26 protein-coding genes are annotated in these 24,978 nt (G+C 61.2%); 18 read left to right on the top strand and 8 right to left on the bottom strand.

The features are described from left to right. The first annotated feature begins 230 nt into the window (after nucleotides 1-230). The 5 genes from RDN59_RS04260 to RDN59_RS04240 all read left to right on the top strand — a co-directional run bounded on the left by RDN59_RS04260 (nucleotide 231) and on the right by RDN59_RS04240 (nucleotide 5,165). Nucleotides 231-929 (top strand): response regulator transcription factor, encoded by a 699-nt coding sequence (locus RDN59_RS04260; RefSeq protein ID WP_308606766.1) that lies wholly within the window; start codon nucleotides 231-233, stop codon nucleotides 927-929. Next, nucleotides 926-2,536 (top strand): HAMP domain-containing sensor histidine kinase, encoded by a 1,611-nt coding sequence (locus RDN59_RS04255; protein ID WP_308606764.1) that lies wholly within the window; start codon nucleotides 926-928, stop codon nucleotides 2,534-2,536. The genes RDN59_RS04260 and RDN59_RS04255 overlap by 4 nt, the downstream gene beginning before the upstream one ends. A 132-nt stretch (nucleotides 2,537-2,668) precedes the next feature. Further along, nucleotides 2,669-4,195: a trypsin-like peptidase domain-containing protein gene (locus tag RDN59_RS04250; protein WP_308606763.1), complete on the top strand. Its 1,527-nt coding sequence runs from the start codon at nucleotides 2,669-2,671 to the stop codon at nucleotides 4,193-4,195. Between the two features lie 110 nt (nucleotides 4,196-4,305). Beyond that, nucleotides 4,306-4,899, top strand: a complete 594-nt coding sequence (locus RDN59_RS04245) for a molybdenum cofactor biosynthesis protein B (RefSeq protein WP_046646961.1) — start codon at nucleotides 4,306-4,308, stop codon at nucleotides 4,897-4,899. Then, the gene (locus RDN59_RS04240) at nucleotides 4,899-5,165 is read left to right on the top strand and encodes a hypothetical protein (protein WP_308606762.1); all 267 of its coding nucleotides are present in this window, start codon (nucleotides 4,899-4,901) and stop codon (nucleotides 5,163-5,165) included. The genes RDN59_RS04245 and RDN59_RS04240 overlap by 1 nt, the downstream gene beginning before the upstream one ends. Nucleotides 5,166-5,256: 91 nt before the next feature. On the opposite strand, the gene mscL is transcribed toward RDN59_RS04240, so the two are convergent. The 3 genes from mscL to RDN59_RS04225 all read right to left on the bottom strand — a co-directional run bounded on the left by mscL (nucleotide 5,257) and on the right by RDN59_RS04225 (nucleotide 7,337). Continuing rightward, the gene (gene mscL, locus RDN59_RS04235; RefSeq protein ID WP_308606761.1) at nucleotides 5,257-5,685 is read right to left on the bottom strand and encodes a large conductance mechanosensitive channel protein MscL; all 429 of its coding nucleotides are present in this window, start codon (nucleotides 5,683-5,685) and stop codon (nucleotides 5,257-5,259) included. Nucleotides 5,686-6,057: 372 nt separating this feature from the next. Then, the gene (locus tag RDN59_RS04230) at nucleotides 6,058-6,702 is read right to left on the bottom strand and encodes an SAF domain-containing protein (protein ID WP_308606760.1); all 645 of its coding nucleotides are present in this window, start codon (nucleotides 6,700-6,702) and stop codon (nucleotides 6,058-6,060) included. Between the two features lie 68 nt (nucleotides 6,703-6,770). After that, complete coding sequence (locus tag RDN59_RS04225; protein WP_308606759.1) at nucleotides 6,771-7,337, bottom strand: 5-formyltetrahydrofolate cyclo-ligase; 567 nt, start codon at nucleotides 7,335-7,337, stop codon at nucleotides 6,771-6,773. 70 nt (nucleotides 7,338-7,407) lie between these two features. Here RDN59_RS04225 and RDN59_RS04220 point away from each other — a divergent pair, with 70 nt between their 5' ends. From RDN59_RS04220 to glpR, 4 genes are all read left to right on the top strand, one after another. Then, nucleotides 7,408-8,337, top strand: coding sequence for a UTP--glucose-1-phosphate uridylyltransferase (locus tag RDN59_RS04220; RefSeq protein ID WP_308606758.1), 930 nt, complete (start codon nucleotides 7,408-7,410; stop codon nucleotides 8,335-8,337). 88 nt (nucleotides 8,338-8,425) lie between these two features. Further along, on the top strand, nucleotides 8,426-9,718 hold the full coding sequence (gene glp, locus RDN59_RS04215) for a gephyrin-like molybdotransferase Glp (protein WP_308606757.1): 1,293 nt from the start codon (nucleotides 8,426-8,428) through the stop codon (nucleotides 9,716-9,718). 19 nt (nucleotides 9,719-9,737) lie between these two features. Further along, the gene (locus RDN59_RS04210) at nucleotides 9,738-10,454 is read left to right on the top strand and encodes a GNAT family protein (protein ID WP_308606756.1); all 717 of its coding nucleotides are present in this window, start codon (nucleotides 9,738-9,740) and stop codon (nucleotides 10,452-10,454) included. Nucleotides 10,455-10,633: 179 nt separating this feature from the next. After that, on the top strand, nucleotides 10,634-11,884 hold the full coding sequence (gene glpR / locus RDN59_RS04205; protein WP_374044586.1) for a gephyrin-like molybdotransferase receptor GlpR: 1,251 nt from the start codon (nucleotides 10,634-10,636) through the stop codon (nucleotides 11,882-11,884). 12 nt (nucleotides 11,885-11,896) lie between these two features. Here glpR and RDN59_RS04200 read toward each other — a convergent pair whose 3' ends face one another. Together RDN59_RS04200 and RDN59_RS04195 are read right to left on the bottom strand one after the other, a co-directional pair. Next, nucleotides 11,897-12,514: a DNA-3-methyladenine glycosylase I gene (locus RDN59_RS04200; RefSeq protein ID WP_308606755.1), complete on the bottom strand. Its 618-nt coding sequence runs from the start codon at nucleotides 12,512-12,514 to the stop codon at nucleotides 11,897-11,899. A 44-nt stretch (nucleotides 12,515-12,558) separates the two neighbouring features. Then, on the bottom strand, nucleotides 12,559-13,101 hold the full coding sequence (locus RDN59_RS04195) for a methylated-DNA--[protein]-cysteine S-methyltransferase (protein WP_308606754.1): 543 nt from the start codon (nucleotides 13,099-13,101) through the stop codon (nucleotides 12,559-12,561). A gap of 54 nt (nucleotides 13,102-13,155) precedes the next feature. On the opposite strand from RDN59_RS04195, the gene RDN59_RS04190 reads away from it, so the two are divergent. Then, nucleotides 13,156-13,569: a DoxX family protein gene (locus tag RDN59_RS04190; protein WP_308606753.1), complete on the top strand. Its 414-nt coding sequence runs from the start codon at nucleotides 13,156-13,158 to the stop codon at nucleotides 13,567-13,569. After that, on the top strand, nucleotides 13,556-14,245 hold the full coding sequence (locus RDN59_RS04185) for a zf-HC2 domain-containing protein (RefSeq protein ID WP_308606751.1): 690 nt from the start codon (nucleotides 13,556-13,558) through the stop codon (nucleotides 14,243-14,245). The genes RDN59_RS04190 and RDN59_RS04185 overlap by 14 nt, the downstream gene beginning before the upstream one ends. Nucleotides 14,246-14,292: 47 nt before the next feature. On the opposite strand, the gene RDN59_RS04180 is transcribed toward RDN59_RS04185, so the two are convergent. Further along, a complete protein-coding gene (locus RDN59_RS04180; protein ID WP_374044585.1) occupies nucleotides 14,293-15,906 on the bottom strand; it encodes a dolichyl-phosphate-mannose--protein mannosyltransferase in 1,614 nt (537 codons plus the stop codon). Between the two features lie 37 nt (nucleotides 15,907-15,943). Between RDN59_RS04180 and rsmI the strand changes: the two genes are divergently transcribed. The 6 genes from rsmI to RDN59_RS04150 all read left to right on the top strand — a co-directional run bounded on the left by rsmI (nucleotide 15,944) and on the right by RDN59_RS04150 (nucleotide 22,708). After that, complete coding sequence (gene rsmI / locus RDN59_RS04175; RefSeq protein ID WP_158396386.1) at nucleotides 15,944-16,792, top strand: 16S rRNA (cytidine(1402)-2'-O)-methyltransferase; 849 nt, start codon at nucleotides 15,944-15,946, stop codon at nucleotides 16,790-16,792. 294 nt (nucleotides 16,793-17,086) lie between these two features. Then, on the top strand, nucleotides 17,087-18,925 hold the full coding sequence (locus RDN59_RS04170; RefSeq protein WP_308606750.1) for a BCCT family transporter: 1,839 nt from the start codon (nucleotides 17,087-17,089) through the stop codon (nucleotides 18,923-18,925). Nucleotides 18,926-18,998: 73 nt separating this feature from the next. Then, nucleotides 18,999-20,831, top strand: coding sequence for a methionine--tRNA ligase (gene metG / locus RDN59_RS04165; RefSeq protein WP_308606749.1), 1,833 nt, complete (start codon nucleotides 18,999-19,001; stop codon nucleotides 20,829-20,831). A gap of 5 nt (nucleotides 20,832-20,836) precedes the next feature. Then, nucleotides 20,837-22,030: an MFS transporter gene (locus tag RDN59_RS04160; RefSeq protein WP_308606747.1), complete on the top strand. Its 1,194-nt coding sequence runs from the start codon at nucleotides 20,837-20,839 to the stop codon at nucleotides 22,028-22,030. A 101-nt stretch (nucleotides 22,031-22,131) separates the two neighbouring features. Then, the gene (locus tag RDN59_RS04155) at nucleotides 22,132-22,413 is read left to right on the top strand and encodes a type II toxin-antitoxin system RelE/ParE family toxin (RefSeq protein WP_070565735.1); all 282 of its coding nucleotides are present in this window, start codon (nucleotides 22,132-22,134) and stop codon (nucleotides 22,411-22,413) included. Nucleotides 22,414-22,447: 34 nt separating this feature from the next. Then, nucleotides 22,448-22,708 (top strand): HigA family addiction module antitoxin, encoded by a 261-nt coding sequence (locus RDN59_RS04150; RefSeq protein WP_070520778.1) that lies wholly within the window; start codon nucleotides 22,448-22,450, stop codon nucleotides 22,706-22,708. A 183-nt stretch (nucleotides 22,709-22,891) separates the two neighbouring features. Here RDN59_RS04150 and RDN59_RS04145 read toward each other — a convergent pair whose 3' ends face one another. Both RDN59_RS04145 and RDN59_RS04140 read right to left on the bottom strand, forming a co-directional pair. Then, complete coding sequence (locus RDN59_RS04145) at nucleotides 22,892-23,395, bottom strand: N-acetyltransferase family protein (protein WP_308606745.1); 504 nt, start codon at nucleotides 23,393-23,395, stop codon at nucleotides 22,892-22,894. An 8-nt stretch (nucleotides 23,396-23,403) separates the two neighbouring features. Next, nucleotides 23,404-23,898: an N-acetyltransferase family protein gene (locus tag RDN59_RS04140; protein WP_308606744.1), complete on the bottom strand. Its 495-nt coding sequence runs from the start codon at nucleotides 23,896-23,898 to the stop codon at nucleotides 23,404-23,406. Between the two features lie 24 nt (nucleotides 23,899-23,922). Between RDN59_RS04140 and RDN59_RS04135 the strand changes: the two genes are divergently transcribed. After that, complete coding sequence (locus RDN59_RS04135) at nucleotides 23,923-24,747, top strand: TatD family hydrolase (protein ID WP_308606742.1); 825 nt, start codon at nucleotides 23,923-23,925, stop codon at nucleotides 24,745-24,747. The last annotated feature ends 231 nt before the right edge of the window (nucleotides 24,748-24,978 follow it).

Here is a 24,978-nt window from a genome sequence, read left to right as displayed (position 1 = left end):
CGAGGGATCACCCTTTCTGAGTGAATCCCTCGGGGCATTTTGTCGATTTAGTTGTCCGACACAGTGACTCATTCTCGAGGTTGCAGCTCCTGGCTGCGGTGCCTTCCTTGTCTGTTCCTACGCTAATGCCTCGGGTAGCGGGGTGAATAAAGGCTTAAGGGGGGATTTAAGGGGGCGAAAGAACTAGGCCCACTTCGTGAATGTGCCCTAGATAGGACATAATTGGAAACATGAAGATTCTTGTCGTGGATGACGAGCAGGCCGTACGCGAATCGCTTCGCCGCTCCTTGAAGTTTAATGGCTACGACGTATTGTTGGCCGCCGATGGCGTAGAGGCTGTCGAGATGGTCCACAGGGAGAACCCAGGCCTGCTCATCCTCGACGTGATGATGCCGAACATGGACGGCTTGGAAGTTTGTCGCACGTTGCGCAGTGAGGGCTGGGACCGTCCAATTCTCGTGCTCACGGCTCGTGATGGCGTCTCCGACCGCGTTGCCGGCCTCGATGCGGGTGCCGATGATTACCTGCCTAAGCCTTTCGCTCTGGAGGAGCTTTTGGCTCGTGTTCGTTCCTTGGTCCGCCGTGCTGCTGCAGAGTCGACTGGCAAGCAGCAGCCCGTTGAAACCCAGCTGAGTTTTGAGGATCTCAAGCTCGATGCCGATACGCGTGAAGTCACCCGTGGCGATCGTCAGATTTCCCTGACTCGCACCGAATTCGCCTTGTTGCGCCTGCTCATGGAGAACCCGCGCAAGGTGCTCTCCCGCAACACCATCTTGGAAGAAGTATGGGGCTATGATTTCCCCACCTCCGGAAACGCTCTCGAGGTGTACATCGGCTACCTGCGTAAGAAGACCGAAGAAGATGGCGAGCCGCGTCTTATCCACACTGTGCGTGGCGTCGGCTATGTCATGAGGGAGGCTATCGCGTGATTTTGCGGAGGCCCGCGCCCGACGCGGTGCCTTCTGAAGACCTAGATTCCACGGCGTGGTTGGGCCTGTCCGGTCGTCGCGGCTGGGCTTCGCGGGCGCCGCTTCGGTGGCGCCTTTCTTTGGTTACTGGTGTCGTTGTCGCTGTCTCGGTTGCAGTGATGACGTTGGTGACCTACTGGTTGGTTGCGGCGTCGATAACGGCGAGCGTCGATAAGCAAATCATGCAGCAAGCGGATGTGCTGATGGAGCAGGCGCAGGATCCGCGATTCGTGGAGAATATCGATCAGGAGATCGCCTCTTTTAAGCTCTACAACCCTTCGACGCGGGTCTCTATCTCTCCGCCAGCAGCCACCTTTTCCTATGGTGATGCCTTGCCGGTGGGTGGGGACTTTAAACCGGACGGGGACACCATGGAAAGCTCCATTCGCACCCTGGGTGGTGAGCGCGTGCTGGCCAAATATCAGGAAGGTGGTGCCACGGTAGTCCTGGCCAAAGACCTTGGTTCCACTGAGGAGATCGTGTCCGCGGTGGGCTCCGCGCTGCTGATCATCGTGGCCTTTGGCGTGCTGCTTTCCGTCTTCGCAGGAATGGTGGTGTCCAAGACCGGCATGGAGCCGATCGCTCGCCTCAAGCGGGCTGCCGATTACGTGACGCAGACCAATGACCTGCGGCCGATTGCCGTGGAGGGCAACGATGAAATGGCACAACTTACTGTGTCCTTTAACCGAATGCTTTCCGCCCTGCAGCACGCGCGCGTGCAACAATCGCAGTTCGTGGCTGATGCCGGCCACGAACTTAAAACCCCACTGACGTCCATGCGGACGAACATTGAGCTTCTCATGATGCTCAACAAGTCCGGGGGCGGGTTCGGCATCAGTGAGGAAGACCGGCGCGACCTCGAAGATGACGTGATGGCGCAGATGTCCGAATTGGCCACGCTGATCGGTGACTTGGTGGACCTAGCGCGTGAAGACGCTACTGAGAAGGAACCGGAGCCCGTTGAACTGCACGAAGTGTTGGAGAATTCGCTCAACCGCGCCAAGCGTCGCCGTCCTGACGTGGATTTCCGCGTGCGGTTTATCCCGTGGATGATCGACGGCGATCCTTTTGCCCTGGGCCGCGCCACCCTCAACCTCATGGACAATGCTGCGAAGTGGTCCCCACCGACGGGGACCGTGCGCGTGTCCATGCGGCAAATCGCTCCTGACAAGGTGCGCCTGCGCGTTGACGATTCTGGCCCCGGCATCGCTCCGGAGGAACGGGATAAGGTATTTGAGCGCTTCTACCGTTCTGCTGAAGCCCGTGCCATGCCGGGATCCGGATTGGGCCTAGCAATCGTGAAATCCGTGGTGGAGAGGCACAACGGAGAGATCGCCATCAAGGATTCCGCTGACGGCGGAACACGCATGGAGGTTATCCTGCCAGGGCACCCCACCGAAGGTGATGCATTGGTGGACGGGCTGGAAGACTTGCCCTACGATTTCCAGTCCGAACTCTCCACTGAGCAGCAGTCAGCGGGGCAGCTACAAGACCCCGCGACGGGCCAACCGAAGGAGCACAATGACCGCGGCCAGATCTTTGCGGAGAGGTGGTTCAATCAGGGCTAGTGTGTCGGGGATCACCCCAGCTCAAAGCGCACAGGAAACGCCCAGCTTCTCGTAGCACACTGGCAGACTAGTAACAGATGCGCGCCAGCGCGATGGTGCACACTACCTGACATGAATATGAGGAATTCGAGCATGGATAATCCCATGGACAGCCCGCAGAACTCTGACGGACGGGGACAGTCACAGCAGCGACGCGAGGTACCTTCTGCGGGAAGCGGATCGAATGGCTGGAACCAGCCGCGGTCGGATACATCGAGGCAAGGCGGGCAGTCGCCCTACGGAAGCCAGGCGGGGCAGGGGGCCCAGCCTTCTTCTTTTGGCAACCAGCCTTCCCAGGCGCCTTACGGGGCGCAGGCGCCGTATGGCGGTTCGAATTATGGATTCGGTCAACAAAGTCAGCAGGGTTTGGCAGCACAGCAGCTATCGGCAGGGCAGCACTCGCAGGAGGGAACACAGCCTTATGCCGGTCAGCGCTACACTGCGGCGCATGCTGGTAATCAGAACCAGTTCTTCGGGGGCCAAGAGGGATCAGGCGTACGGGTCGTGGAACCGAGCGATGAGCCTAAGGCCAAGCGCAAGGTCGGCCTGGGCACCGCGCTGTCCATGATGCTCGTAGTCGCCATCGCTGTCGGCGGTGTTACCGGCGCGGTGGTCGGAACGGTGGGCAAAGACACGTCCTCCACCTCGACGGTCAATGAGGTCCTGGAGCGCCAGCCGGTGGCCAATAGCACCGGTAAAGAGCCCGCCGACGGCTCCGTCGAGGACGTGGCATCGAAGGTGCTTCCAGCAGTGGTATCCATTTACTCCATTACCCGCTCCGGCGGTGCCGAAGGCTCGGGCTCGGTTATTTCCCCGGACGGCTACGTGTTGACCAATCACCACGTCGTCGCCGGCGCGGACCAAGGCGGGCGCTTGGAAGTGACCATGAATGATGGTTCGCGCCACAGCGCCACGTTTGTGGCCTCGGATGCGACCACGGACGTTGGTGTCATCAAGATTGATGACGTTAGCGATCTTCCTTTCCTGCAGTTCGGTGATTCGGACGCTGCCGCGGTGGGGCAAGAGGTCGTTGCCATCGGTTCCCCGTTGGGACTCAACGCTACGGTGACTTCCGGAATTGTCTCGGCGAAGAACCGTCCCGTCCGTGCTTCGCAGGAGGGTGGGGAGTCCTCGCTGATCGACGCCATCCAGACTGACGCCGCCGTCAACCCCGGCAACTCCGGTGGCCCCTTGGTGGACATGGAAGGCAACATCATTGGCATGAACTCGATGATTGCCTCGCTGTCCGGTGGCTCGAATTCCGAGGGCGGTTCCATCGGTCTGGGATTCGCTATTCCCTCGAACTTTGCCAAGCGGATGGCCGATGAGCTCATCAACAATGGCAAGGTCAAGCACCCAACCTTGGGTGTTAAGGTCCGCGCGCAAAGCGACACCCTTGGTGCGGAGATCGTCGATGTAGAACGTGATAGCCCAGCCGATAAGGCAGGGCTTAAGTCTGGTGATGTGGTCACCCGCGTCAACGATCGGCTTATTGAAAGCTCTGATGCCCTCATCGCGGCAACCCGTTCCCAGGAGTTCGGCGCGACCGTGACCTTGGAGGTACGGAGTCGAGACAGCGAAGATGTGAGAAAGGTAGAGGTAACTCTGGCAAGCGAGTAAGTTAACAAATACTTGGGCGGTGCGTGAGCGCCGCACGAATACCGCACCCTGAGACCTTGTGAAGAAACCACTACCGGAAGATTCCGTCCCTACCTTTAAGGAGAACCTCCGTGGCAGAAAACACCGACGCAACTGAGTTGCTGGGGCGCGATGCCTCACGCGAACTCGATGATGTCACCGAACCAGATGACGCTTTCCTTATCGCGAGCGAACAAGAACAAAGCGTTCAAGCACCGCGCCGCGCGCTCGTCGTCATCGTTACCGACCACCCAGATGATGCAGCGCAGGACACGTCGCGCTTGGCGGGCGAACTGTTGGCTGAAGCTGATTTCACCGTCGACGGCGCAGTGATCGTTCGCTCCAAGAAGTCCAAGATCCGGCAGGCGATTGAAACCGGCGTGGTTGGGGGCGTTGACTTGGTTCTCACGATTGGTGGCACGGGCGTTGGCCCGCGCGATAAGACCCCAGAGGCGACTCGCGCGGTGCTGGACCAAATGGTGCCTGGCGTGGCGCAGGCCCTGCGCTCGTCCGGCCAAGCATGCGGTGCGGTGGATGCGTGCACATCCCGCGGCATTTCGGGAGTGTCTGGTTCAACGGTGATTGTCAACGTCGCGTCTTCCCGCGCGGCGGTACGTGATGGCATGGCTACGCTGACCCCCTTGGTTCACCACCTCGTTGATCAGCTGCAGAAGTCCAGCGTCTAATGGCTGATTCCACACCGCGTACCCCGCGTGCGCGCCGACGCGTGAAGCGTCCGTCGACGGCCGAGAACTACGATCGCAGCTTCGATGTTCCTCACGGGCCAACGTCTGGGGCCCCTGGCTCTTCTTCCGCCGCAGGGTCCGATGAGCTGCGCACCGTGAGCTTTGATGCGGACGCAGGCGGCCCCGGTGGTGACAGCGAGGACGAGGCCACCGGTGAGGCCTTCTACCGCGAGAACATGCCGCCGCATTTTGGCACCACGCAGTAGTGCGTGGGCAGCGTGTGAAGGCAAAAGAAAACCCCGCAGAACTCCGGCGAAATGCCGGGTCTGCGGGATTTTTAGGCTTGGGGCTTCTGGCTTAGATGTTGGAGCCAGGCTTGTTGGTGGTGGTGCCACCGTTTTCAGCAGCGAGCAGGTCGCGGATCTCGCCGAGCAGCTGCTCGGTGGTCGGAGCCGGCTCCTCCGGGTCAACGCCCTGGCGGCGCTTTGCGCGCTCGGTGACGGCGTTGATCGGAGCAACGATGACGAAGTAGATGACAGCGGCAACGATGAGGAAGTTGATAAGGGCGGTGATGACTGCACCGAAGTCCAGGAAGGTCTCCGGGCTATCGGTAATTGCGAAGCCCAAGCCGCCAAAGTCTGGGGAACCGAGGGAGTTAACCAGCGGCTGGATGATGTGATCGGTGATGGAGGTAACGATCGCGGTGAAGGCGGCACCGATGATGACTGCTACGGCCAACTCGATGACGTTGCCGCGCAGGATGAAATCTTTAAAGCCCTTGAGCATGGAAATGTGTCCTTTTCTGCAGAGTGTGTGCTTTTCGCTCTCGCGCCTGCACTGCAGGCCGCGTGGTGAGCGCCCTCGTGGTGTTCAAATGGATGATGCCCAGTAGGAGTTGTGCCAGCAGGGGCTGGGTAGAGAGGTCATCTTGGCTTGAAACGTAGGAGCGCTTACTAAACAAGAAGCAGGGGAATTACTGGAGTAGAGAAGACCACTGTCGAGCGCTCAAGGCATGTGCTGCCACCAAGTTATGGGGCAGGATTGACGCACAAGCTATAGCGCCTGAGTGGATGTACGTATAGTAGGCAGAATTTGTGTGCCGTGGCAACATTCTAGGACCGTCCTGTTGCGCAAACGCGGCGATTCTCACAGAGCTGACTAACTGTGGGCGCGGTCGCCCACAATGACAACCGTGAGCGGTTGTGCCAGTGATGCGGCCGCCACAGCTTCGGCTGCTTCGGCTGGTAGCGCAACGAGGAGTGTGTGCGTGCGGGTATCCTCTCCGCCGGCACCCACCGACACGACGCGTGCGCCACGGGCAATCGTTGAGCCGCGGGCGGGGAGGGAAGCGTCGTCACCACCGTCGAGGGCGCCGACGATGTTGACCGTATCGCCGTGATGGAGGTTGCGGGCAACGTCCGGCTCGGCGAGCGTGAGCGGGATAAGGTGGCCGTTATCCATGCCGAAATCCGCGATGAGATCCGAACTGAGCAGCCGGGTGGTGGTAAGTATTTCGCCCGCGCTGGCCGCCGCCACCAGAACTCGCCCCACCGCATCTTCTGGGTTGCTCCCTAATGCCGTGGCGGGAAGCGCGGAGGAGGGGACGCGGGCCACGGAGACATCGCCAAGCGCCAGCGTCTCCCCGGCGGCGACGTCCCGGGCCATGACCACCACGCGCGGCTGCTCGCGGGTAGAAGCGAGCGCGCTGGCCGCCGCGGCCACGAGCAAGACCGCGGCCGTTACGCGGCGCAGGAGAACGCTGCGGCGATGCCCCGGAGTGCGCAGAACGTGAAGAAAGTCCATACCTTCTTAGACTGCGCTCCGACCCGCGCGGTTCCCAGGCGGCGGCATGGAATCTGAGAAGTAGCCGATTAAAGCCAGCGCATCCCGCGCTCAGTGAGGATGCCATCGACGGGGCGGTCGTGTTCCTCGAAGGGGACGTCCCGGACCTCGCTGGAGTGGACGAGAGCGACGACAGGCGGGTGCCCAGTGGGCAGCGGTGTCAGCGCGCGGTCGTAGTAGCCGGCGCCTTTTCCGAGGCGCATACCTGACTCGCTCACCGCCATCGCGGGCGCCAAGATGAGGTCGAGGTGCGCCAGGATTTCGCTGCTGTGGCGCTGCCCGACGGGCTCTGCAATCCCTAATGCCCCCGGATGCATGGCCTCCGGCCCGCCATACAGCGTCCACATGAGTTGACCGTTGTTACCTGAAATGGGCAGGTAGACCTCCTTGCAGAGTGCGGACACGGTCTCCACGAAGTCGGGGCCACCCGGCTCTGTGCCCAGCGGATGGTAGGCGGCAACGCGCATCACGGGAGTGAGTAATTCACCCACACCGGCGCACCACGCAGCGTTGTCATCAGCGCGCTGCTCGGCGCTGCGCTCGCGCCGAGCGTTAAGGAGTGAGGATCTTAAGGCGTCCTTGGGGGAGGTCGTCATGGTTGTTAATCATAGCGGGACGGCGTAGCGCAGCACGGGAGCGCGAAGGGCGCATTGTAAAGTGGAACTTATGGCTATTGCACACGAGGATTCCCACACCGGGATTGCTACGGTCGTTGTCCCCGCTGCTGGCATGGGCACCCGCTTCTTGCCCGCCACCAAGACCGTACCGAAGGAGCTGCTCCCCGTCGTTGATACGCCGGGCATTGAACTCATTGCGGAAGAGGCCGCGTCCGTGGGCGCCCAGCGCCTCGCGGTGATTACCGCGCCGAACAAGCAGGAAGTGATGCGGCACTTCGATGAGTTTCCCGATCTCGTCGAGACCCTCGACGCCCGCGGCAAAGACGAGCAAGTGGCCAAGGTCAGGCGTGCTGCTCAGTTGATCCACCCGATTTCCGTGGAGCAGGAAAAGCCGCTGGGCCTGGGCCACGCGGTGGGCTTGGCGGAATCCGTCTTGGAGGATGACGAAGAATTCTTCGCCGTCATGCTCCCGGATGACATTGTCCTGCCGGCCACCGTCATGGGGGAGATGGCCAGGGTTCGTTCCGCGCTGGGCGGCAGCGTGCTGTGCGCTTTCGAGGTGTCACGCGAAGAGACCTATAACTACGGCGTCTTCGACGTCGAGGACACCAACGCGCCGGGAGTGAAGAAGGTTGTGGGCATGGTGGAAAAACCGGACCCGGCTGATGCGCCTTCGAACCTCGTGGCTACTGGGCGCTACCTGCTTGACAGGAAGATTTTTGATGCCCTTCGCCGCATCAAACCAGGCAAGGGCGGGGAACTACAGCTGACTGACGCCATTGAACTCCTCATTAAGGAAGGTCACCCCGTTCACGTCGTAGTCCACCAAGGCAAGCGCCACGACCTAGGCAACCCGGGTGGGTACATTCCGGCCAATGTTGACTTTGGTCTGCGTGATGAGAAGTACGGTCCTGCGCTCTACAAGGCGATCAAGAAGATCATGGAGGACTACGAAGAAGAAAAGGGGCTGAAGGGCTAAGCCTTCGCACACCTAGCGCGCTAAGCTCTACTCCAGTAACTTCCATCCCTTTAGGCCCCACATACCCCAGAGTAAAGGCAGGCGGTACATGCGTTCGGTCGATGACCAGATGGCGTTCATTCTTGATGCAGCGATGACTCCCGAGCCAGTGCGCATCGCCATCGCGAATGCCCTAGGTCTCAAGTGCGCGGAGGAGGTTCAGGCAAACCAGCCGCTCCCGGGGTTTCCGCAGGCAGCGATTGATGGCTATGCCGTGCGCGCCGTGGACGTTGGGGGAGAAAAAGCCCTCAAGGCACGCTCCCGCCACGACGTTGAGGATGCGGATGCTCCCGCCGCGGAGACGGAGGTTGAGCGCTCCCTGCCTGTGGTAGGGGAGGTTCCCGCTGGTTCGCGCCAGCCTTTGCGTTTGCAGCCCAAGCAGGCGGTGCGCGTGTACACGGGCGCGCCTTTGCCGACGCTCGCCGACGCCGTCCTTCCCCTCGAGTGGACGGACCGCGGCCGCAAGCGCGTGACCTCGCACCGCCCGGTGCGCTCGGGGGACTTCGTGCGCCGCGTGGGCGATGATATTCAGCCCGGGGATGTTGCCGTGTCCTCCGGTACTATCTTGGGCCCAGCACAAATTGGCCTGCTCGCGGCGGTAGGGCGCTCGAAGGTGCTGGCGTACCCCCGCCCGCGCGTGACCATCGTGTCCTTTGGCAAGGAGCTTGTCGACGTCGACCGCGAGCCCGGCCTGGGTCAAGTCTTCGACGTGAACTCTTATTCGCTCGCAGCGGCCGCGAAGGAGGCGGGCGCGGACGTGCACCGCGTCGGCATCGCCGCCGGCGAGCCGCGCCGCGTGCGCGAAGCTTTGGAAACCTACCTGGCGCGCAGCGAGGTGCTGGTGATCTCCGGCGCTGTGGGGGGTGCGGGTTCGGAAGAAATCCGCGAGGTCCTTGATGAGTTGGGAGATGTGGATACCTCACGCGTAGCCATGCACCCAGGCTCGGTCCAGGGCTTCGGTCTGTTGGGGGAGGAGCGCATCCCGACCTTCCTGCTGCCCTCGAACCCGGTGTCCGCGCTGGTTATCTTCGAGGTCTTTGTGCGCCCGCTGATCCGACTCTCCCTGGGCAAGCGCAGCGGCCAACGCCGCGTGGTGCGCGCACGCGTGCTCAACCACATGGAATCCCGCCCGGGACGCCGCGGCTACATCCGCGCCCGGCTCATGCGGGATGCCGAAACCTCCGACTATCTGGTGGAAGGACTGGGCGGTGCAGCGGGCGCGCCGGCGCACCTGCTCGCAGGGCTCTCGGAAGCGAACGCGATGATCCGCATACCGGAGGAAGTTACAGAGATCCGTCCCGGGGACGTGGTGGACGTCCTGTTCCTGACCCAGCGCAGCTAGCCGCCGGCACGCACACGTCATGCTTGATCCTTTTGGTACCGCCGCGGGGCGCTTTTCCAACCCCGCTACCGGTGGGGTCAACCCTGATCATCCGGGCTGGCCAGAAGCTACACCCGCGGTACGGCTGCGGGAGTCTCGTGTTTTCCCGCGCGGGGCGACGCTACGTTTGCGCCCGCTGTTGCGGAGGGACGGTGCGGCGTGGCGACGGCAGCGCGTCGAGGATAGGGATTTCCTCAAACCGGTGGAGCCGACGCTGCCGACGGCGTGGGATGCGGCGCACTCGCAGTCGGCTTGGTGGAATCACCTGATGTTTCTGCGTGACTCGGCCCGAGCTGGGACGGTGGTGCCGCTGGTCATTGACGTTGATGGCCAATTCCGTGGGCAATTGACCTTAGGCAATATCCAGCACGGAGGGGTCAGTGAATGCTGGATTGGCTATTGGGTGCATTCCGCGGTGCACGGCGCGGGCGTGGCTACTGCTGCCTGTGCTCTCGGCGTAGACCATGCCTTTTATCGTGTGGGGCTGCATCGCGTGACGGCCACCTATCTGCCAGAGAACCCTGCTTCAGGCAAGGTGCTACACAGCAACGGGTTTCGGGATGAAGGCTTCCTGCGCCGCAACCTGCATATCGACGGCGCGTGGCGGGACCATCACTTCTTGGCTCTTAATCGCGAGGATTTTGCCTCTGGGGCGGTGGAGCGCCTCCGTGCGGCGGGACGAATCGCGGGGGCTTAGCAAGTGCTAAGCCAGTGTTAAACCGGAGATTGTTTAGGTCAACGACCTCTGCTTTCACTTGAGTAACAACCTTGTAATTTATGGGTTCGTTGGTGCCCACGGGGCGGGGTTGGGCAGCTAGAGTGGGGGCCTAGTTATATTCCCTTTTTCGTCGACCCCTGAAAGTGGGACTCAGCCACATGATGACTGCCGTGCCGATCATTCTCGTAATCGTGCTGTGGCTCTTCATCCTTGCTCCGTTGCTTTTGCGCTCGCAGCGTCCGATGAGCCACACAGGTGAGGCCTTTGAAGAGACCCGCGTGCTCTTCGAAGGAGATTCCGGCTCCGTGCCGGGCCGCCGTAAACCGCGCCTGGGCAAGGATGATATCCGCCCGCACGCCCCGGCAGCAGCGGAGGCCAGCGATGAGGAAGCCGAGTATGAGCTGGTTGAGGCCGAGGGGGTTGCTGATACCGCGGAGTCGCTCCAGGGCGATGCCGAAGGAAAGAGCGCTGCTGAGTCCGTAGTGGCGGACACGATTGATGGCGAAGTCGTAGAAGCTGAGGACGCCGAGGCGGACTTTGAGCTCGAGGACGATTCCGACGACGCTGCCGAGGATGATCACGGGGCGGAGCAGGAGGCTGAGAACGTTGAGGCGGATGCCGCGGAGGTATTCACGGCTCCTGCCAACGCCGGCGTGGCCGAGGATGCCTATGACTTCGACGAGACTTACACCTCACCGGTTGATCTGATGTATCCGGGTGCCATCGACGCGGTGAAGGAAGCACCGGCAGCGGCGGATGTGAACAGCGCCGACGAAGCCGCGGTTGAAGCGAAGAGCACTGATGTCGAAGGCGCAGAGGAAGGCTCGGACGCCGTCCCGCAGGGCGGGGACCTGGTTGCTGCTGAGACTGAGGACGAGGAAATGGGCGGAAGCGATACCGAGTTGTCCGCCGAGGAACTGGCCTTCGCCCAGCGCCGCCTAGGCCGCGGCGGTTGGGATCCGGTGAAGGAAAAGGAAGCCTCCGCCACGCGTTATCAGCGCCGCCAGCGCACGCTCATCGGCTTGGCGGTAGCGGTGGTAGCTACGGTTTGCCTCGGTATTGTTGTGGGGAGCTGGACGTGGTGGCTGGCGGGTATTGCCGGCGTTATGACCATGGTTTACCTGGTGGCCCTGCGCGCCCAGGTGCGCCGCGAGCGGGAGCTGCTGCGCCGCCGCGTCTACCACCTGCGCCGCGCCCGTTTGGGTGTGCGTAATGCGGAGAACCCCGCCGAGTCGCTGCCACCCAACCTGCGCCGCCCGGGCGCGCTCATCCTGGAAATCGATGATGAAAGCCCGGACTTTGACTACCTGCCCGTCTACTCGGAGGGCGATAGCGACGGTGGCTTCGACGGTCCCCATCCTTCTCCACGCCAGCGCCGCGATGACCTAGCGGCTCGCCGAGTTGGTTAATTCACCCGGCCCCTAGGCCGGCCAGATGCCGGACGTGCCGCGGCGATGGGAGCCTACTAGGTGGGCATCAACCATACCGATGGCCGTCATCAGGGAGAAACACGTCACCGGGCCGACGAACTTGAAGCCGGCCTTCTTCAAAGCCTTGGACATGTCCAAGGCTTCTTGCGTGTATTTTGGAATATCCTCTTCGCTTTCCGGCGCAATCGTGTCAGCGGGCAGGAAGCTCCAGATGAATTCATCGAGCCCGCCTGTGTCCCGCAAGGCTACCGTGGCCTTCGCGTTGTTAAGCACCGCGTTGATTTTCAGACGGTTGCGGATGATCCCCGCATTGTTCATGAGGCGCTCGACTTCCTCCTCCCCGAAGCTGGCCAGAAGGTCTGCATCAAAACCCACAAAGGCAGCGCGGAAGGCTTCGCGCTTGCGCAGCACTAGTTCCCAGCTCAACCCGGCCTGGAAACCTTCCAGGCAGAGGCGTTCCAGCAGGGCGGATTCCTCATGGACGGGCATGCCCCATTCGGTGTCGTAATACTCCAGGAGAAGCGGGGAGGTCATTGCCCAGGCGGGGCGGCCAAGCCCCGCGGAGTCATAAACAAGTCTCGTATCGTTTGCCATCTGTGTACTAGTCATACCTTTTTAGACTGCAGAATCCGCTCATCGGTTCCCCACGGCTCTCACGGCCTCGTGCCGCAGAGTGTGGCCTCGTGCTCCAACAGCATCTGCTTCGCGGCCGTGCCCCCACGATAGGAGCCGAAGCCGCCGCTTGCCGGAACGACGCGGTGGCACGGCACCACGATGGGAAGCGGGTTCGTTGCACAGGCGCTTCCAGCAGCGCGGGCGGCCTGCGCACTACCGGCGGCGGCAGCGAGGCGCGAATAGGTCCAGTGCTCGCCGAACGGGATATCACGCAGCGCACGTTGCGCGCGCTCGCGGAAAGTGTGCGGGGACGCGGGGACGTCGAGAAGCAGCTCAAAGTCTCTGCGCGTGCCCGCAAAGTATTCGGTGATCTGCTGGGCAGCGGCGACGAGGACATCGGCCCCCGCAACACCAGCACCCGCAACACTGTGATGTCGGGCGCTGGTAGGGCCATCGGGGAGGCGCTGCAGACCGTTGAGATCCGTGGACTCACCGGGGAAATACACCCGTGACAAACCCCGCTTAGAGGCGACAAGGAGAAGACGGCCGAGCGGAGTGTCCAGCGAGGTCCACGTGTGCATGGTAGAGGGGAGTCCTTTCGGAGGGAGGTGGCCATCCAGGGTAGTCTATGAACCATGAATAGACCCGCCGTACGCGATGCCGCGCTGCTCATCTTCCGCGCGGTGCTGGGAGTTATCTTCGTCGCGCACGGTGTGGACAAGATGTTTTTTAGCGGTATGGACGAGGTAACCGGTCAATTCTCCGCATGGGGTGTCCCGCAGCCGCAAACCTCGGCGTACTTGGCTGCCTTCGCAGAAATGCTGGGCGGGGCGGCCCTCGTGGTCGGCCTGCTCACCACCTTTGTGGCAGGGGCATTGGCGCTGCTTATGGCCTGCGCATTGTACTTCGTGCATATGGGCAATGGCCTCTTCACTACCGATGGTGGCATCGAGTATCCGCTGGTTCTCATCGTGTCGCTGCTCATGATCGTTGTCTTCGGCTCCGGCCGGGCGAGTGTGGATGGGGTGTTGAGCCGTGCTGACGCATGAGCAGGTGCAAGCGGCGATCTCCGCGCAGCTCGATGGGGAAGCCCCGCAGCTGGCGCCCGATGTCATTGATGCGCATGTCTCCGGCTGCCCGGAGTGCGCCGCCTTCCGGGAGAAGGCGGCGGCCTTGTCTCGCTCACTGAGCCTCGTGGAACCTGAGGGCCTGCCGCCGCAGGACTTGTCGGAGGTCATCCTAGCTGGCGTGGAGCCGGAGTGGCAGCGGGCCTCCAGCGCACGGCAGGCATCGCTCACGTTGGCACGGGTAGCTCTCGGATTGTTGGCCGTGGCGTTTCTGATCTGGGCGATCGTGGTCGTCGTCAGTGCGTCCGGCTTGACCACCCTGGGCAGTGAAGGAACCCTCGCGGAAGGGGCCGACCCGGAGCGCGCACACCTTTTGATGGAGGCTGCGGCGCTGCGCTTCGGCTTGGCGAGCGGTTTAGCCTTTGCCGCCTGGCGCCCAGCCTCAGCTCCTGGATTGCTGCCGGTGGTCTGCACTATATTCGCGTTCTTGTGCGGCTTTACCATGCGCGACTTTGCCTTGGGCAGCGTTGTCGCGGAGCAGGTTTATATCCTCATCGGCACCGGTCTCGCAACGGCCAGCCTGGGGTGGGCGTGGGCGGCCGACCGGGGCTTCTTGCTACGGGACGTGTACAGGACGTTGTCCGCTAACCCGCGCTAAGCCTCGAAAGCCACGTCTAAGAGACTGAGCCTAAGAGCCCCAGGGGTTTAGGTCCAGGACGGTAGCCACATCATGGAGTGATACCAAGAATCCGGGATGAGGTAGCCGTAGAGAATCGGGGAGAAGTAGGCAAACATTGCCACGACGAGCGCGGCGTAGCACACGGTAAGGAGGGTGCCCAGCGGCATCGCGGCCCCAAAAAGCTCCGCGAGCCAGCGCCACTGCAGAACGCGTCCACGTCCAATCATTTGCCCCAAGGCCAGAGATATCAGAACGATGACGAACGGGATGAACGCCGTGGCGTAGAAGAAGTACATCTGTCGGTCGAAGACCATGAGCCAGGGCAGGAAACCCGCCGCGGTACCCACAAGCGGGATGAGGAAGGCGCGGTTGCGCCGCACGAGCAAGGACCACAATCCCCACAGCACCGCTGGGATAACCAGCCACCAAATGACCGGGGTACCAAAGAGGTACAGCATCCTGCGGCAGGATCCGCCGTCCCCGCAAGAGATGTCCGTGGAGGAGTAGTAGAGGATGGGGCGTGCGGCCACCAGCCAAGCCCACGGCTTGGAGTCCCAGGGGTGGCTGTGGCCACCCGAGGAGGTCAAGGAGGCGTGGAACTCCAGCACAGAGGAGTGGTAGTAGAACCAACCGGCAAGAGGCTCGGGGAGGTGGAGCAGCCAAGAGCCATCCTCGATCGAGCCGTCAACCTTGGCGTGGCGGTAGACGGCGGTCTCATCGGCGAACCAAGCGCGCCAGGACCACGCATACAGAGCTACGGGGACCGCAACGAGTGAGGCCAGGGCTGCTGGGGTATCGCGTACCAGCGTGCCCACGATGTAGCGGCGTACGCCATACAGGCGGCGCAGAGCGAGATCAGAGAAAACGCTCATGAGGCCGAAGAACATGATGTAGTACAGACCTGACCACTTCACGGCCAGCGTCAGCCCCAGGAGAACGCCGGCGGTAAAACGCCACCACCGGAAACCAAATCGGGGGCCGAAGTCGGAGTCCCCCATCGTGCCTGACAGGAAGGCGGCGTGGAGGCGCTCACGCATCTGCTGGTGATCCCGCGCTAGAGCCCAAGCAGCGGCGACAATGAAGAAGACTTGAAAGATGTCAAGCATTCCGAACTTGGAGGCCACGAGCAGGACGCCGTCGCACACGGCGAGCAGGCCGGCGAGGAAGCCCACTTGCCAGGAACCGGACAAGCGGCGTGCCAGCGCCATGGTGAGTAGCACGGTGCCCACGCCAAAGAGCGCGGCCATGGCCCGCCAACCCAGTGGAGTGTAGCCGAAGATGGCCTCCGATATCGCGACAATCTGCTTGGCCAGCGGTGGGTGTACAACTAGGCCGTAGCCCGGGTTGGACTCGATGCCGCCGAGGAAGAGGTTGTGCCAGCTGGTGACCATGTCCCATGCCTGCGGCACGTAATGCTTCTCATCGAAGACGGGAGTTCCCTCGGAGACCGGTGCGGTGAGACCTGCGAAACGCGTGATGAAAGCCAGTACCGCGATGATGGCGGTGCTGATCGTGTCGGCCTTGGTCCAGGTGTAGTGCCGGGGAGCAGGGGGAGCTGGCCGGGTATGGATGCCGCGTGCGTCGGGAATGCGTGCGCGGCTGGTGCGGCCAGATCGATCAGTAGGGATTGCGATACTCACGCGGAAGAGTCTAGCGTGTGTGTGCCATGCTGGGGGTATGAGTCTTCAGCTTGAACCCCTGCCGCGTGGAGTCATCCTGGCCGCCACGCCGCTGGGAAATCCCGGTGATGCTTCTGCCCGATTGATGCAGGCGTTGGGCCACGCGGATGTGATCGCCGCGGAAGATACCCGCCGCGTTCGTAACCTGGCCCAGGCGCTGGGGGTAGAGATCCGTGGCAAGGTGGTCTCCAATTTCGACCACAACGAAGAGGAACGCTCGCGCGCGCTCGTCAACGCTGCCCGGACAGGCACGGTTCTCGTGGTGTCGGATGCCGGCATGCCGCTTGTCTCCGATCCTGGGCACTCCATTGTCACCGCTGCGGTGGAAGCGGATGTACCCGTGACCTGCTTCCCGGGGCCCTCGGCGGTGCCTACTGCGCTTGCACTTTCCGGATTGGGGGTGGGGCACTTCCTCTTCGATGCTTTTCCGCCGCGCAAACCTGGACCGCGTAAAGCCTGGCTGGAGTCCCTCGTGGGGGAGCGCCGCGCCATTGCTTTCTTCGAGTCCCCGCACCGCCTAGCGCAGACGCTTGGCGACGCCTCAGCAATCCTCGGCGCGGAGCGCCGCGCTGCGGTCTGCCGCGAGCTGACGAAGACCTACGAGGAAATTAAGCGTGGCACCTTGGGCGAGCTTGCTGAGTGGGCGCAGGAGAATGCGCGGGGTGAAATCACCGTAGTTATCGAGGGCGGTGATGCCGCACCCGTATCGTTGGAGACCCTCGTGGAGCAGGTCCGCGCAGAGGTTGAGCGGGGCGTGCGGGCCAAGGATGCTTGCAAGCAGGCGGCAGCGGGAACTGAGTGGTCCAACCGCGAACTCTATGACGCTTACCTCGCCGCGCGCGGCTGAGCTTTAACAGTAAATTCTGGTGATGCCCGTCTCTTTTGGGTCAATCGTTATGGCATCGTTATGTCTCCCCGCGTGGCTGCGGCATGCGCGGTAGGTGCGTCATACTTTAGAACATGCTGGCACGCTGCACAGTTGCCGTACAGAATCGAGGGCTGTAGTGGGAGAACGGTCGCGTAAAGAAGCTCACGACAGATGCTATAAGGGCACTATATGGCCGCAATACATGTGGAGAATAGTCTTTTTGTTTCCGTTTTAGTTTGACTAGTTGATGGGACAGCACCAAGGTCGGAAGGTATGACAGACTCGACGAATGCAGACAATCTAAAGGACACGGGGGTGTCTTCGGCTGCCTCCCAAGGACAGAGCTCGCCGGCTGCGGTGGAGGAATACCGAACTGTCGACGAGCGCCTCGAGGCATCCTCAGCCACGAGCCAGCTCCAGGACATGCTCACCAATAAGGAGTTTGATCCTACGGCTGCGCCTGTGCCAGTAGAAGCCGAAGAGGACGAGTACGGGCCCGGTGGCATCGATTCGCCGATTGACTGGAGCATCGTGGGCATCGCCGGCCTACTCGTAGCAGCCTTCGTAGCATGGGGCCTGGCTGCGCCTGAGAGTTTTGCCTCCTTCTCGAGCGATGCCCTGAGCTTCGTGGTGAATAACTTCGGTTGGGCTTATGTGCTCTTCGGGACCATCTTCGTTGTTTTTGTCATCTGCATTGCTGCCTCTAAGTTCGGCACCATTCGCTTGGGCAAGATCAACGAGGAGCCGGAATTTTCCACGGTCTCTTGGATTGCGATGATGTTTGCGGCCGGCATGGGCATTGGCTTAATGTTCTACGGCGCTTCCGAGCCGCTTAATTACTTTAAGAACGGTGTACCGGGCCATGGTGAGCATGAGGTAGGAACATCAATGGCCACGGCCATGTTCCACTGGACTCTCCACCCGTGGGCGGTATATGCCATCGTGGGCCTTGCCATCGCTTATTCCACCTTCCGTATCGGCCGTAAGCAGCTGTTGAGCCAGACCTTCGTGCCGCTCATCGGACAGCGCGCCGCCGACGGCGCCGTGGGCAAGGTTATTGATATTTTGGCTATTTTCGCCACGGTCTTCGGCACTGCCTGCTCGCTGGGCCTGGGTGCCATGCAGATTCAGGCAGGCTTGCAGGCCTCCGGAATTATTGAGAACCCAACGCAAAAAGTCGTCGTTGGTATCGTTCTTGTGCTGACCCTAGCCTTTATCCTGTCGGCCATGTCCGGTGTGGGCAAGGGTATTCAGTACCTGTCCAACACCAACATGGTTCTGGCCGCTCTGCTGGCTATTTTCGTGTTCATCTTTGGTCCTACAGTCTCTATCCTGAATCAGATTCCGGGTTCGATTGGTAACTACCTGGCGAACTTCACCGAGATGATTGCTCGTACTGCGGAGTCTGATAACGGAACTGCCGGCGAGTGGCTGTCGACGTGGACCATTTTCTACTGGGCTTGGTGGGTTTCCTGGTCGCCGTTCGTAGGCATGTTCCTCGCCCGTATTTCGCGTGGCCGCTCGGTCCGTGAGTTTTGCGTTGGCGTGCTCTTGGTTCCGGCGGGTGTCTCCACCGTGTGGTTCGCCATCTTCGGTGGCACCGCTATCCACATGGAGCAGAACGGCAACTCCATCTCCGGTGAGTCCGCAGAGCAGGAGCTGTTTAACCTTCTGCAGAGCCTGCCTGGTGGTTTCGTTGCGGGTATCGTTGCAGCCCTGCTGCTTGCTACGTTCTTCATTACGTCGGCCGACTCGGCGTCGACAGTCATGGGCTCGATGTCCCAGTCCGGTGCCACCACCGCCAAGCCGTGGCTGTCCGCGGCGTGGGGTGTGCTCACCGCAGCTGTCGGCCTGACCCTGCTTCTGTCGAGTGAGGATTCCCTGTCGAACCTGCAGAACGTCACCATCGTGGCGGCGCTGCCATTCCTCTTCATCCTCATCGGGCTCATGTTCGCTATTTTCAAGGACTTGAGCAATGACGTGATTTACCGCGAGTACCGCGAGTCCCAGGCCTTCCAGCGTAAGCTGGCGCGTGAACGTCGCTTGCACCGTGAGTTCCAGCGCGAGCAAGCCTTCAAGGCCCGCCGTCGCCAGCACAGCCACAAGGACTAGTTCTGGCTCGAGCAACATTCCTACACCCCCTCACTGCATTGCCGGTGAGGGGGTGTTCGATAGAGTAGGGGCCATGACTGAGACAGTTGTCGTTAATGTTGCTTGGCCCTATGCCAACGGACCCCGCCACATCGGACACGTGGCGGGCTTCGGTGTTCCGTCCGACGTGTTCGCCCGTTTCCAGCGAATGCGTGGCAACGACGTCCTCATGGTTTCCGGTACCGACGAGCACGGCACCCCGCTGCTGGTGCAGGCGGACAAGGAAGGCGTGACGGTGCGTGAGTTGGCGGATCGCTACAACCGCCAGATTGTCACCGACCTGGCTGGGCTCGGCCTGTCTTATGACCTCTTTACCCGTACCACGACGCGCAACCATTACGCGGTGGTGCAGGAGCTGTTCAAGGGGCTGTACGAGAACGGCTACATGATTAAGGAGACCACCCAGGGCGCGATCTCGCCGTCCACTGGCCGCACTTTGCCGGACCGCTACATTGAGGGCACCTGCCCGTTGTGTGGCGCCGATGGCGCGCGCGGTGACCAGTGCGATAACTGCGGCAACCAGCTCGATCCGGTGGACCTTATTAACCCAGTATCCAAGATCAACGGTGAAACACCAGAGTTCATCGATACCGAGCACTTCCTGCTGGACCTGCCTGCGGTCAAGGAGGTCCTCGAAGAGTGGCTGAAGACTCGTGAGGATTGGCGCCCCAACGTTCTCAAGTTCTCCCTCAACCTGCTGGAGGACATGCGCCCGCGCACCATGACACGAGACATCGACTGGGGCATTCCCATTCCGGTTGAAGGCTGGGAGGACAATGGTGCGAAGAAGCTCTATGTGTGGTTCGACGCGGTCATTGGTTACCTGTCTTCTTCCATCGAGTGGGCACACCGCACCGGCAACCCGGATGCGTGGAAGGACTACTGGCAGAACCCGCAGGCACGCCACTACTACTTCCAGGGCAAGGACAACATCACCTTCCACTCCCAGATCTGGCCGGCTGAGCTCTTGGGTTACGCCGGCAAGGGCTCTAAGGGCGGTCAGCTGCACACCTACGGTGAGCTCAATCTGCCGACGGAGATTGTGTCTTCGGAATACCTGACCATGTCCGGGTCTAAGTTCTCCTCCTCCAAGGGCGTCGTTATCTACGTCAAGGACTTCCTTGAGGAATTTGGTCCGGATGCACTGCGCTACTTTATCGCCGTTGCCGGTCCGGAAAACAACGACACCGACTTCACCTGGGATGAGTTCGTGCGCCGCATTAACAACGAGCTAGCCAACGGCTGGGGCAATTTGGTTAACCGCACCGTGTCGATGGCCCACAAGAACTTCGGTGAGGTGCCGGCACCGGCCGCGCTGGAGCAGGCGGATAAGGACATCCTGTCCCTGGCAGAGGAAACCTTCGCCACCGCCGCGGGCTTCCTCGAGCAGTCCAAGTTCAAGCAGGCCATGACCGCCATCATGCACGTCGTGGGTGAGGCCAATGCCTACATAGCTGCTATGGAGCCGTGGAAGCTGGCCAAGGATGAGACCCAACGTGAGCGCCTGGCCACGGTGCTGTGGACTGCGCTGCAGGTAGTCTCCGATTGCAACGTGATGCTGACCCCGTTCCTGCCCTTTACCGCCCAAAAGGTGCACGAGACCCTGGGCCGCGAGGGAGTGTGGGCTGCGCAGCCGCGCATCGAGGAAGTAGCGGATGACATGCCGGTTGAGCTCGTTGGCGTAAACCTTCCGCCGGAGAATCACCCGTACCCGATCATCACGGGTGACTATTCCGCGCAGCAGGCCGCGTGGAAGCGTTTCGATATAACTCCGGGCACCGCGCTGCAGAAGCCGAAGCCGCTGGTGGCAAAGCTTGCCCCAGAGCTCGGTGAGACCGGCCCTGAGTGGGCCCCGGTTCAGAAGTAGAAGGGGTGGGCTTGGCGTTTCGGCGCACGCTTGCGCCCGTCCTACTCTTCACAGTTGTTTGCCTGACCGCGCTGAACCTGCGTTCCGGTATTGCTTCGGTAGCAACGGTGCTGGGACAGATCCAAGACTTCTTTGGAATCAGCTCTGGGCAGGCAGGTTTGTTGACCGCGCTGCCGGGGCTGTGTTTTGCCGCCATGGGATTGGCAGCGGTTCCCCTCGCGCGCCGCGTGGGGCTCAGCCGTACCTTGGCCGGCGGCACGGTGGCCTTGGTCGTGGGGCTTGGCCTGCGTCCATGGGTAAGTAGCTTTTCGCTTTTCGTAGCGCTTACCCTGTGCGTTGTTGCCGGCATCGCGCTGGCAAATGTGCTGCTTCCCGCATGGATCAAGCAGCATGGGTCGGGCCGCACGCTGGTGGCGCTGATGACCACCTACACCACGATGTTGGGCGTTTCCAGCGCCCTCGGCCCGTTGTCCGCGGTGACACAAAAATCGTGGCAAGGTGCGTTGTGGATCTGGTGTCTTCCCGCCATTGCCCAGCTGGTGGCTTGGATAGTGGTCCTTCCGCAAGCTGGAAGGGACGTCGCCCACGGAACGGTTGATGGCACGGGCGCGCAACGCCCCATGTTCACCTCGCCCACAGCGGTGGCGATGCTCTTTTTCTTTGGATTGCAGTCCACCATGGCCTATGTCCAGATGGGCTGGCTGCCGCGCATGCTGGTGGAAAAAGGCGTGAGTGAGAACACCGCCAGCGTGGCGCTGGCTGTCATCGGAGTCTTCAATATTCTCGGCGGCGTGGTTATGCCGTGGCTCATTTCTCGCTTGGATCGCTTGGCGCCCGTTCCCTTCGTGCTGGCGTTGTGTACGTGTGCTGGGTGGGGCGGAGTGCTGGTGGCTGCCGACGCCGCCCCCTTGGTCTGGGCCTCGTTGATGGGGATCGGCGGTATGTGCTTCCCATTGGCGCTTGCTCTGCTCACTGCACGCACGCGAAGTGCGTTGACGACCGCGCGGTTGTCCGGCTTCGTTCAGCCGGGCGGCTACATCCTGGCAGGCCTGGTACCGCTGTCCGTGGGAGTGGTGCGCGGGGCCACCGGCGATTGGACCGCTGTGCTTATCGGTCTCATGGTGCTCAGCTTGTGCATGCTGGTCGCGGGCCTGCGTGCAACGACGCGTGTCTACATCGACGACGAGCTCGCCGCCTAGCCGGTTCTCGACAGTTGGGGTAGCTTTTGTGTTACAACGTTAGATAGATTTAACGTCTCGCGTTATTGACGTGTTGCGTTATAAGGGGGTATGGTGCGTTTATGATTCAGTCGTTCGCGGATAGGGCCACTGAGCGTCTATGGAATCGAGAGAGGGTGCTCTCGATTGATTCACGTATTCACTCGGTAGCTCTTCGCAAGCTGAGGCAATTGGGCTACGTTCAGAGGCTCGATGAGCTTCGGATTCCTCCAGGAAATAGGCTCGAAGCTTTGAAGGGCGATCGGCGGGGTCAATATAGTATTCGTATCAATGACCAATGGCGGATCTGCTTCCGGTGGACCGCTTTAGGGCCAGAGGAGGTTGAGATCGTTGACTACCACTAACAAGCTCCCCCCGGTGCACCCAGGTGAAATCCTTATGGAGGATTTTCTCAAGGACATGGGGATTACCCAACACAAACTCGCTGTTTCGATAGGGGTCCCGCCTCGACGTATTAACGAAATCGTCCACGGAAAGCGGGCTATTACCGCCGATACGGCTCTTCGTTTGGCCAAATATTTTGGAATGTCCCCACAGTTTTGGCTCGGGCTGCAGACTCACTACGACTTGGATGTCGCAGAAGACAAAATTCTTGCTGAGTTGGACGATATTGTGCCGCTTCAGGCAGCGTCGGCTTAACGCGTTTGCCGTCTGTGACCGCGTAGCGCAGGATGAGTTGCTTAAGTCGAAGTCGCCGTTGTTGCCAAAGTTTCCCGCTTCGCCTCAAGATCTGGCCAGCTCTTTGGCAACAATGGCAGTGCCGTCACTGAGGCGGGGCGTAAGACAGTGCCGTCGCTGGGGTGGGGCGGCAATCTAGCCGCTTTAGGAGCGGTCGAAGTCGCGCTGCAGGTGCACCAGGCCGAGGCGCACGCCGTCCTTGGTGTGGATATTGGGCATGCGACCGGTCTCCACGAAGCCGAACTTCTTGTGCAGAGCAATGGAAGACTCGTTGGTATCCACGATGTAGGTGATCATCGTCTCCACGTAGTCATTTTCCTTCGCGTGATCCATGAGCGTGTCCATGAGCTCGCTGCCCACGCCTTTGCCGCGCGCCGATTCCGCGATGTAAATGGAGTCCTCTGCCGTGCCGTAGTAGATGGCTGGGGTGACGAACTGGAAGTAGGCGGCCCAACCGACGATTTCGTCGTCGTCCACGGCGACGTAGACCGGATAATTATCCTTTTCCATCTGTGCCAGCCACGTTTCGCGGTCTTCTACGGATTCTTGCCATGTCACCAGGTTGGTAGCTGGTTTCGCGGCGGAGGCGGCATTGTAGATGGCGGCGATTGCGGGGGCGTCGGCAAGCTCTGCGGGACGGACGTGCATGATGTTCCTTAAACCATGAGTTGCAAGTGGGTGAGGTCTATCCAGCGCCCAGCTTTGCGGCTGACTTCTTTTAACGTTCCTACAGTGGCAAAGCCGAACTTCTCATGCAACTTGATGGATGCGGCGTTGTCCGCAACGATGAGTGCCAGCAGCGTATGGACCTGCTCCGCCTCGCGGGCATGGTGAACGACTGCACCGAGCAAGCGCGTACCTATCCCACGGCCGTGGGCGGTGGGATCAACGTAGATCGTCGTCTCGTAGCATCCTCGCCACACCTTAGGATCGCGGTAGGGGCGGTAGAGTGCCCAGCCTAAGTACGCGCCATTGTCATCGAAAGCCACGAAACAAGGACAGTTTTCGCGGCGCAGCTGGTGGAGATATTCGGTGCGCTCTTCCACTGTGGCGGGTTCGCTGCGAAAAATGAAGTGGGTCTCCCGGATGGCCCAGTTTAAGGTGGCGGTCATTGCGGGGACGTCGGCGTCCGTCGCTTCACGGATAATCATGCGCGCAAGACTACACTCGCAGCCATGTCTAAAAAGAAGCCACGCCCCACGCCCGTGCCCGCAGAAGGGTTGAGCCAGCTTATCGACGCCCACACGCACCTCGCCTCGTGCCGTGACGATGATTCCGAGCTCGTTGAGCGTGCTCGCGCAGCCGGGATAGAGCGCATCGTTACCGTGGGTGATGGATTGGCTGAGGCGGAGAAGGCACTGGCCGCAGCGCACGAGTTCGACAACGTGTATGCCGCGTGCGCCATTCACCCCACTAAGGCGGATGAGCTTGATGGGGCTGCCCGCGCGCGCTTGAGCGAGATGGCTGCGGATCCGCGTTGCGTGGCCATCGGGGAGACAGGCTTAGATACCTATTGGATTCACCACGAGCCGGAAACCACCGCGCCCCTCGAGGTGCAGGAAGAGGCTCTTCGTTGGCACGCGGAATTGGCGGCCAAGGTAGGAAAGACGCTCATGATCCACAATCGCGAGGCAGATGAGGAGCTCATGCGCGTGCTGGGAGAGTGCGCTCAAGTGCCGAAGGTCATGTTGCACTGTTTCTCCTCGCCACTTGATGTGGCCAAGGAGGCTCTGGAGCGTGGCTACGTTTTGTCCTTTGCCGGCAACGTGACGTTCAAGCGCAACGAAGAGATGCGCCAAGCCGCAGCGCTCGCGCCAGCCGGGCAGCTGCTCATTGAAACGGACGCGCCGTACATGACTCCGGAGCCCTTCCGCGGTGCGCGTAATCAATCTTCGTTGATCGGTTATACATACCGCTGCGTGGCGCAGGCGCGCGGCCAAGAGGTGGAGGACTTGGCCGCAGAGGTGGCCGAAACCTTCGCCGAAGTCTTCGGAGTGTGATGATCTTCACTTAAAGCAAAGGTGCTGCTCAACGGTGGCGCGCGTGTTTGGTGTGACGAGTGTGTTGCCAGTGGTGGCGGCGTGTGAGAACGTCTCGATCGTTACGCTCTGTTACCGTATCGTTATCCAAAGTTAGTCCGGCCTTGATGTTGCCGGCTGGCGTGCATTCGCACGCCACGTCAGGTGCTGAGGAGAGTGTAAAGACCTCTCTGGGCACGAAGCAACGCAGAG

Source organism: uncultured Corynebacterium sp. (assembly GCF_902489365.1).
GTDB lineage: Bacteria > Actinomycetota > Actinomycetes > Mycobacteriales > Mycobacteriaceae > Corynebacterium.
The sequence above is the reverse complement of the archived record's forward strand: the minus strand, read 5'-3'. Positions and strand labels throughout refer to the sequence as shown.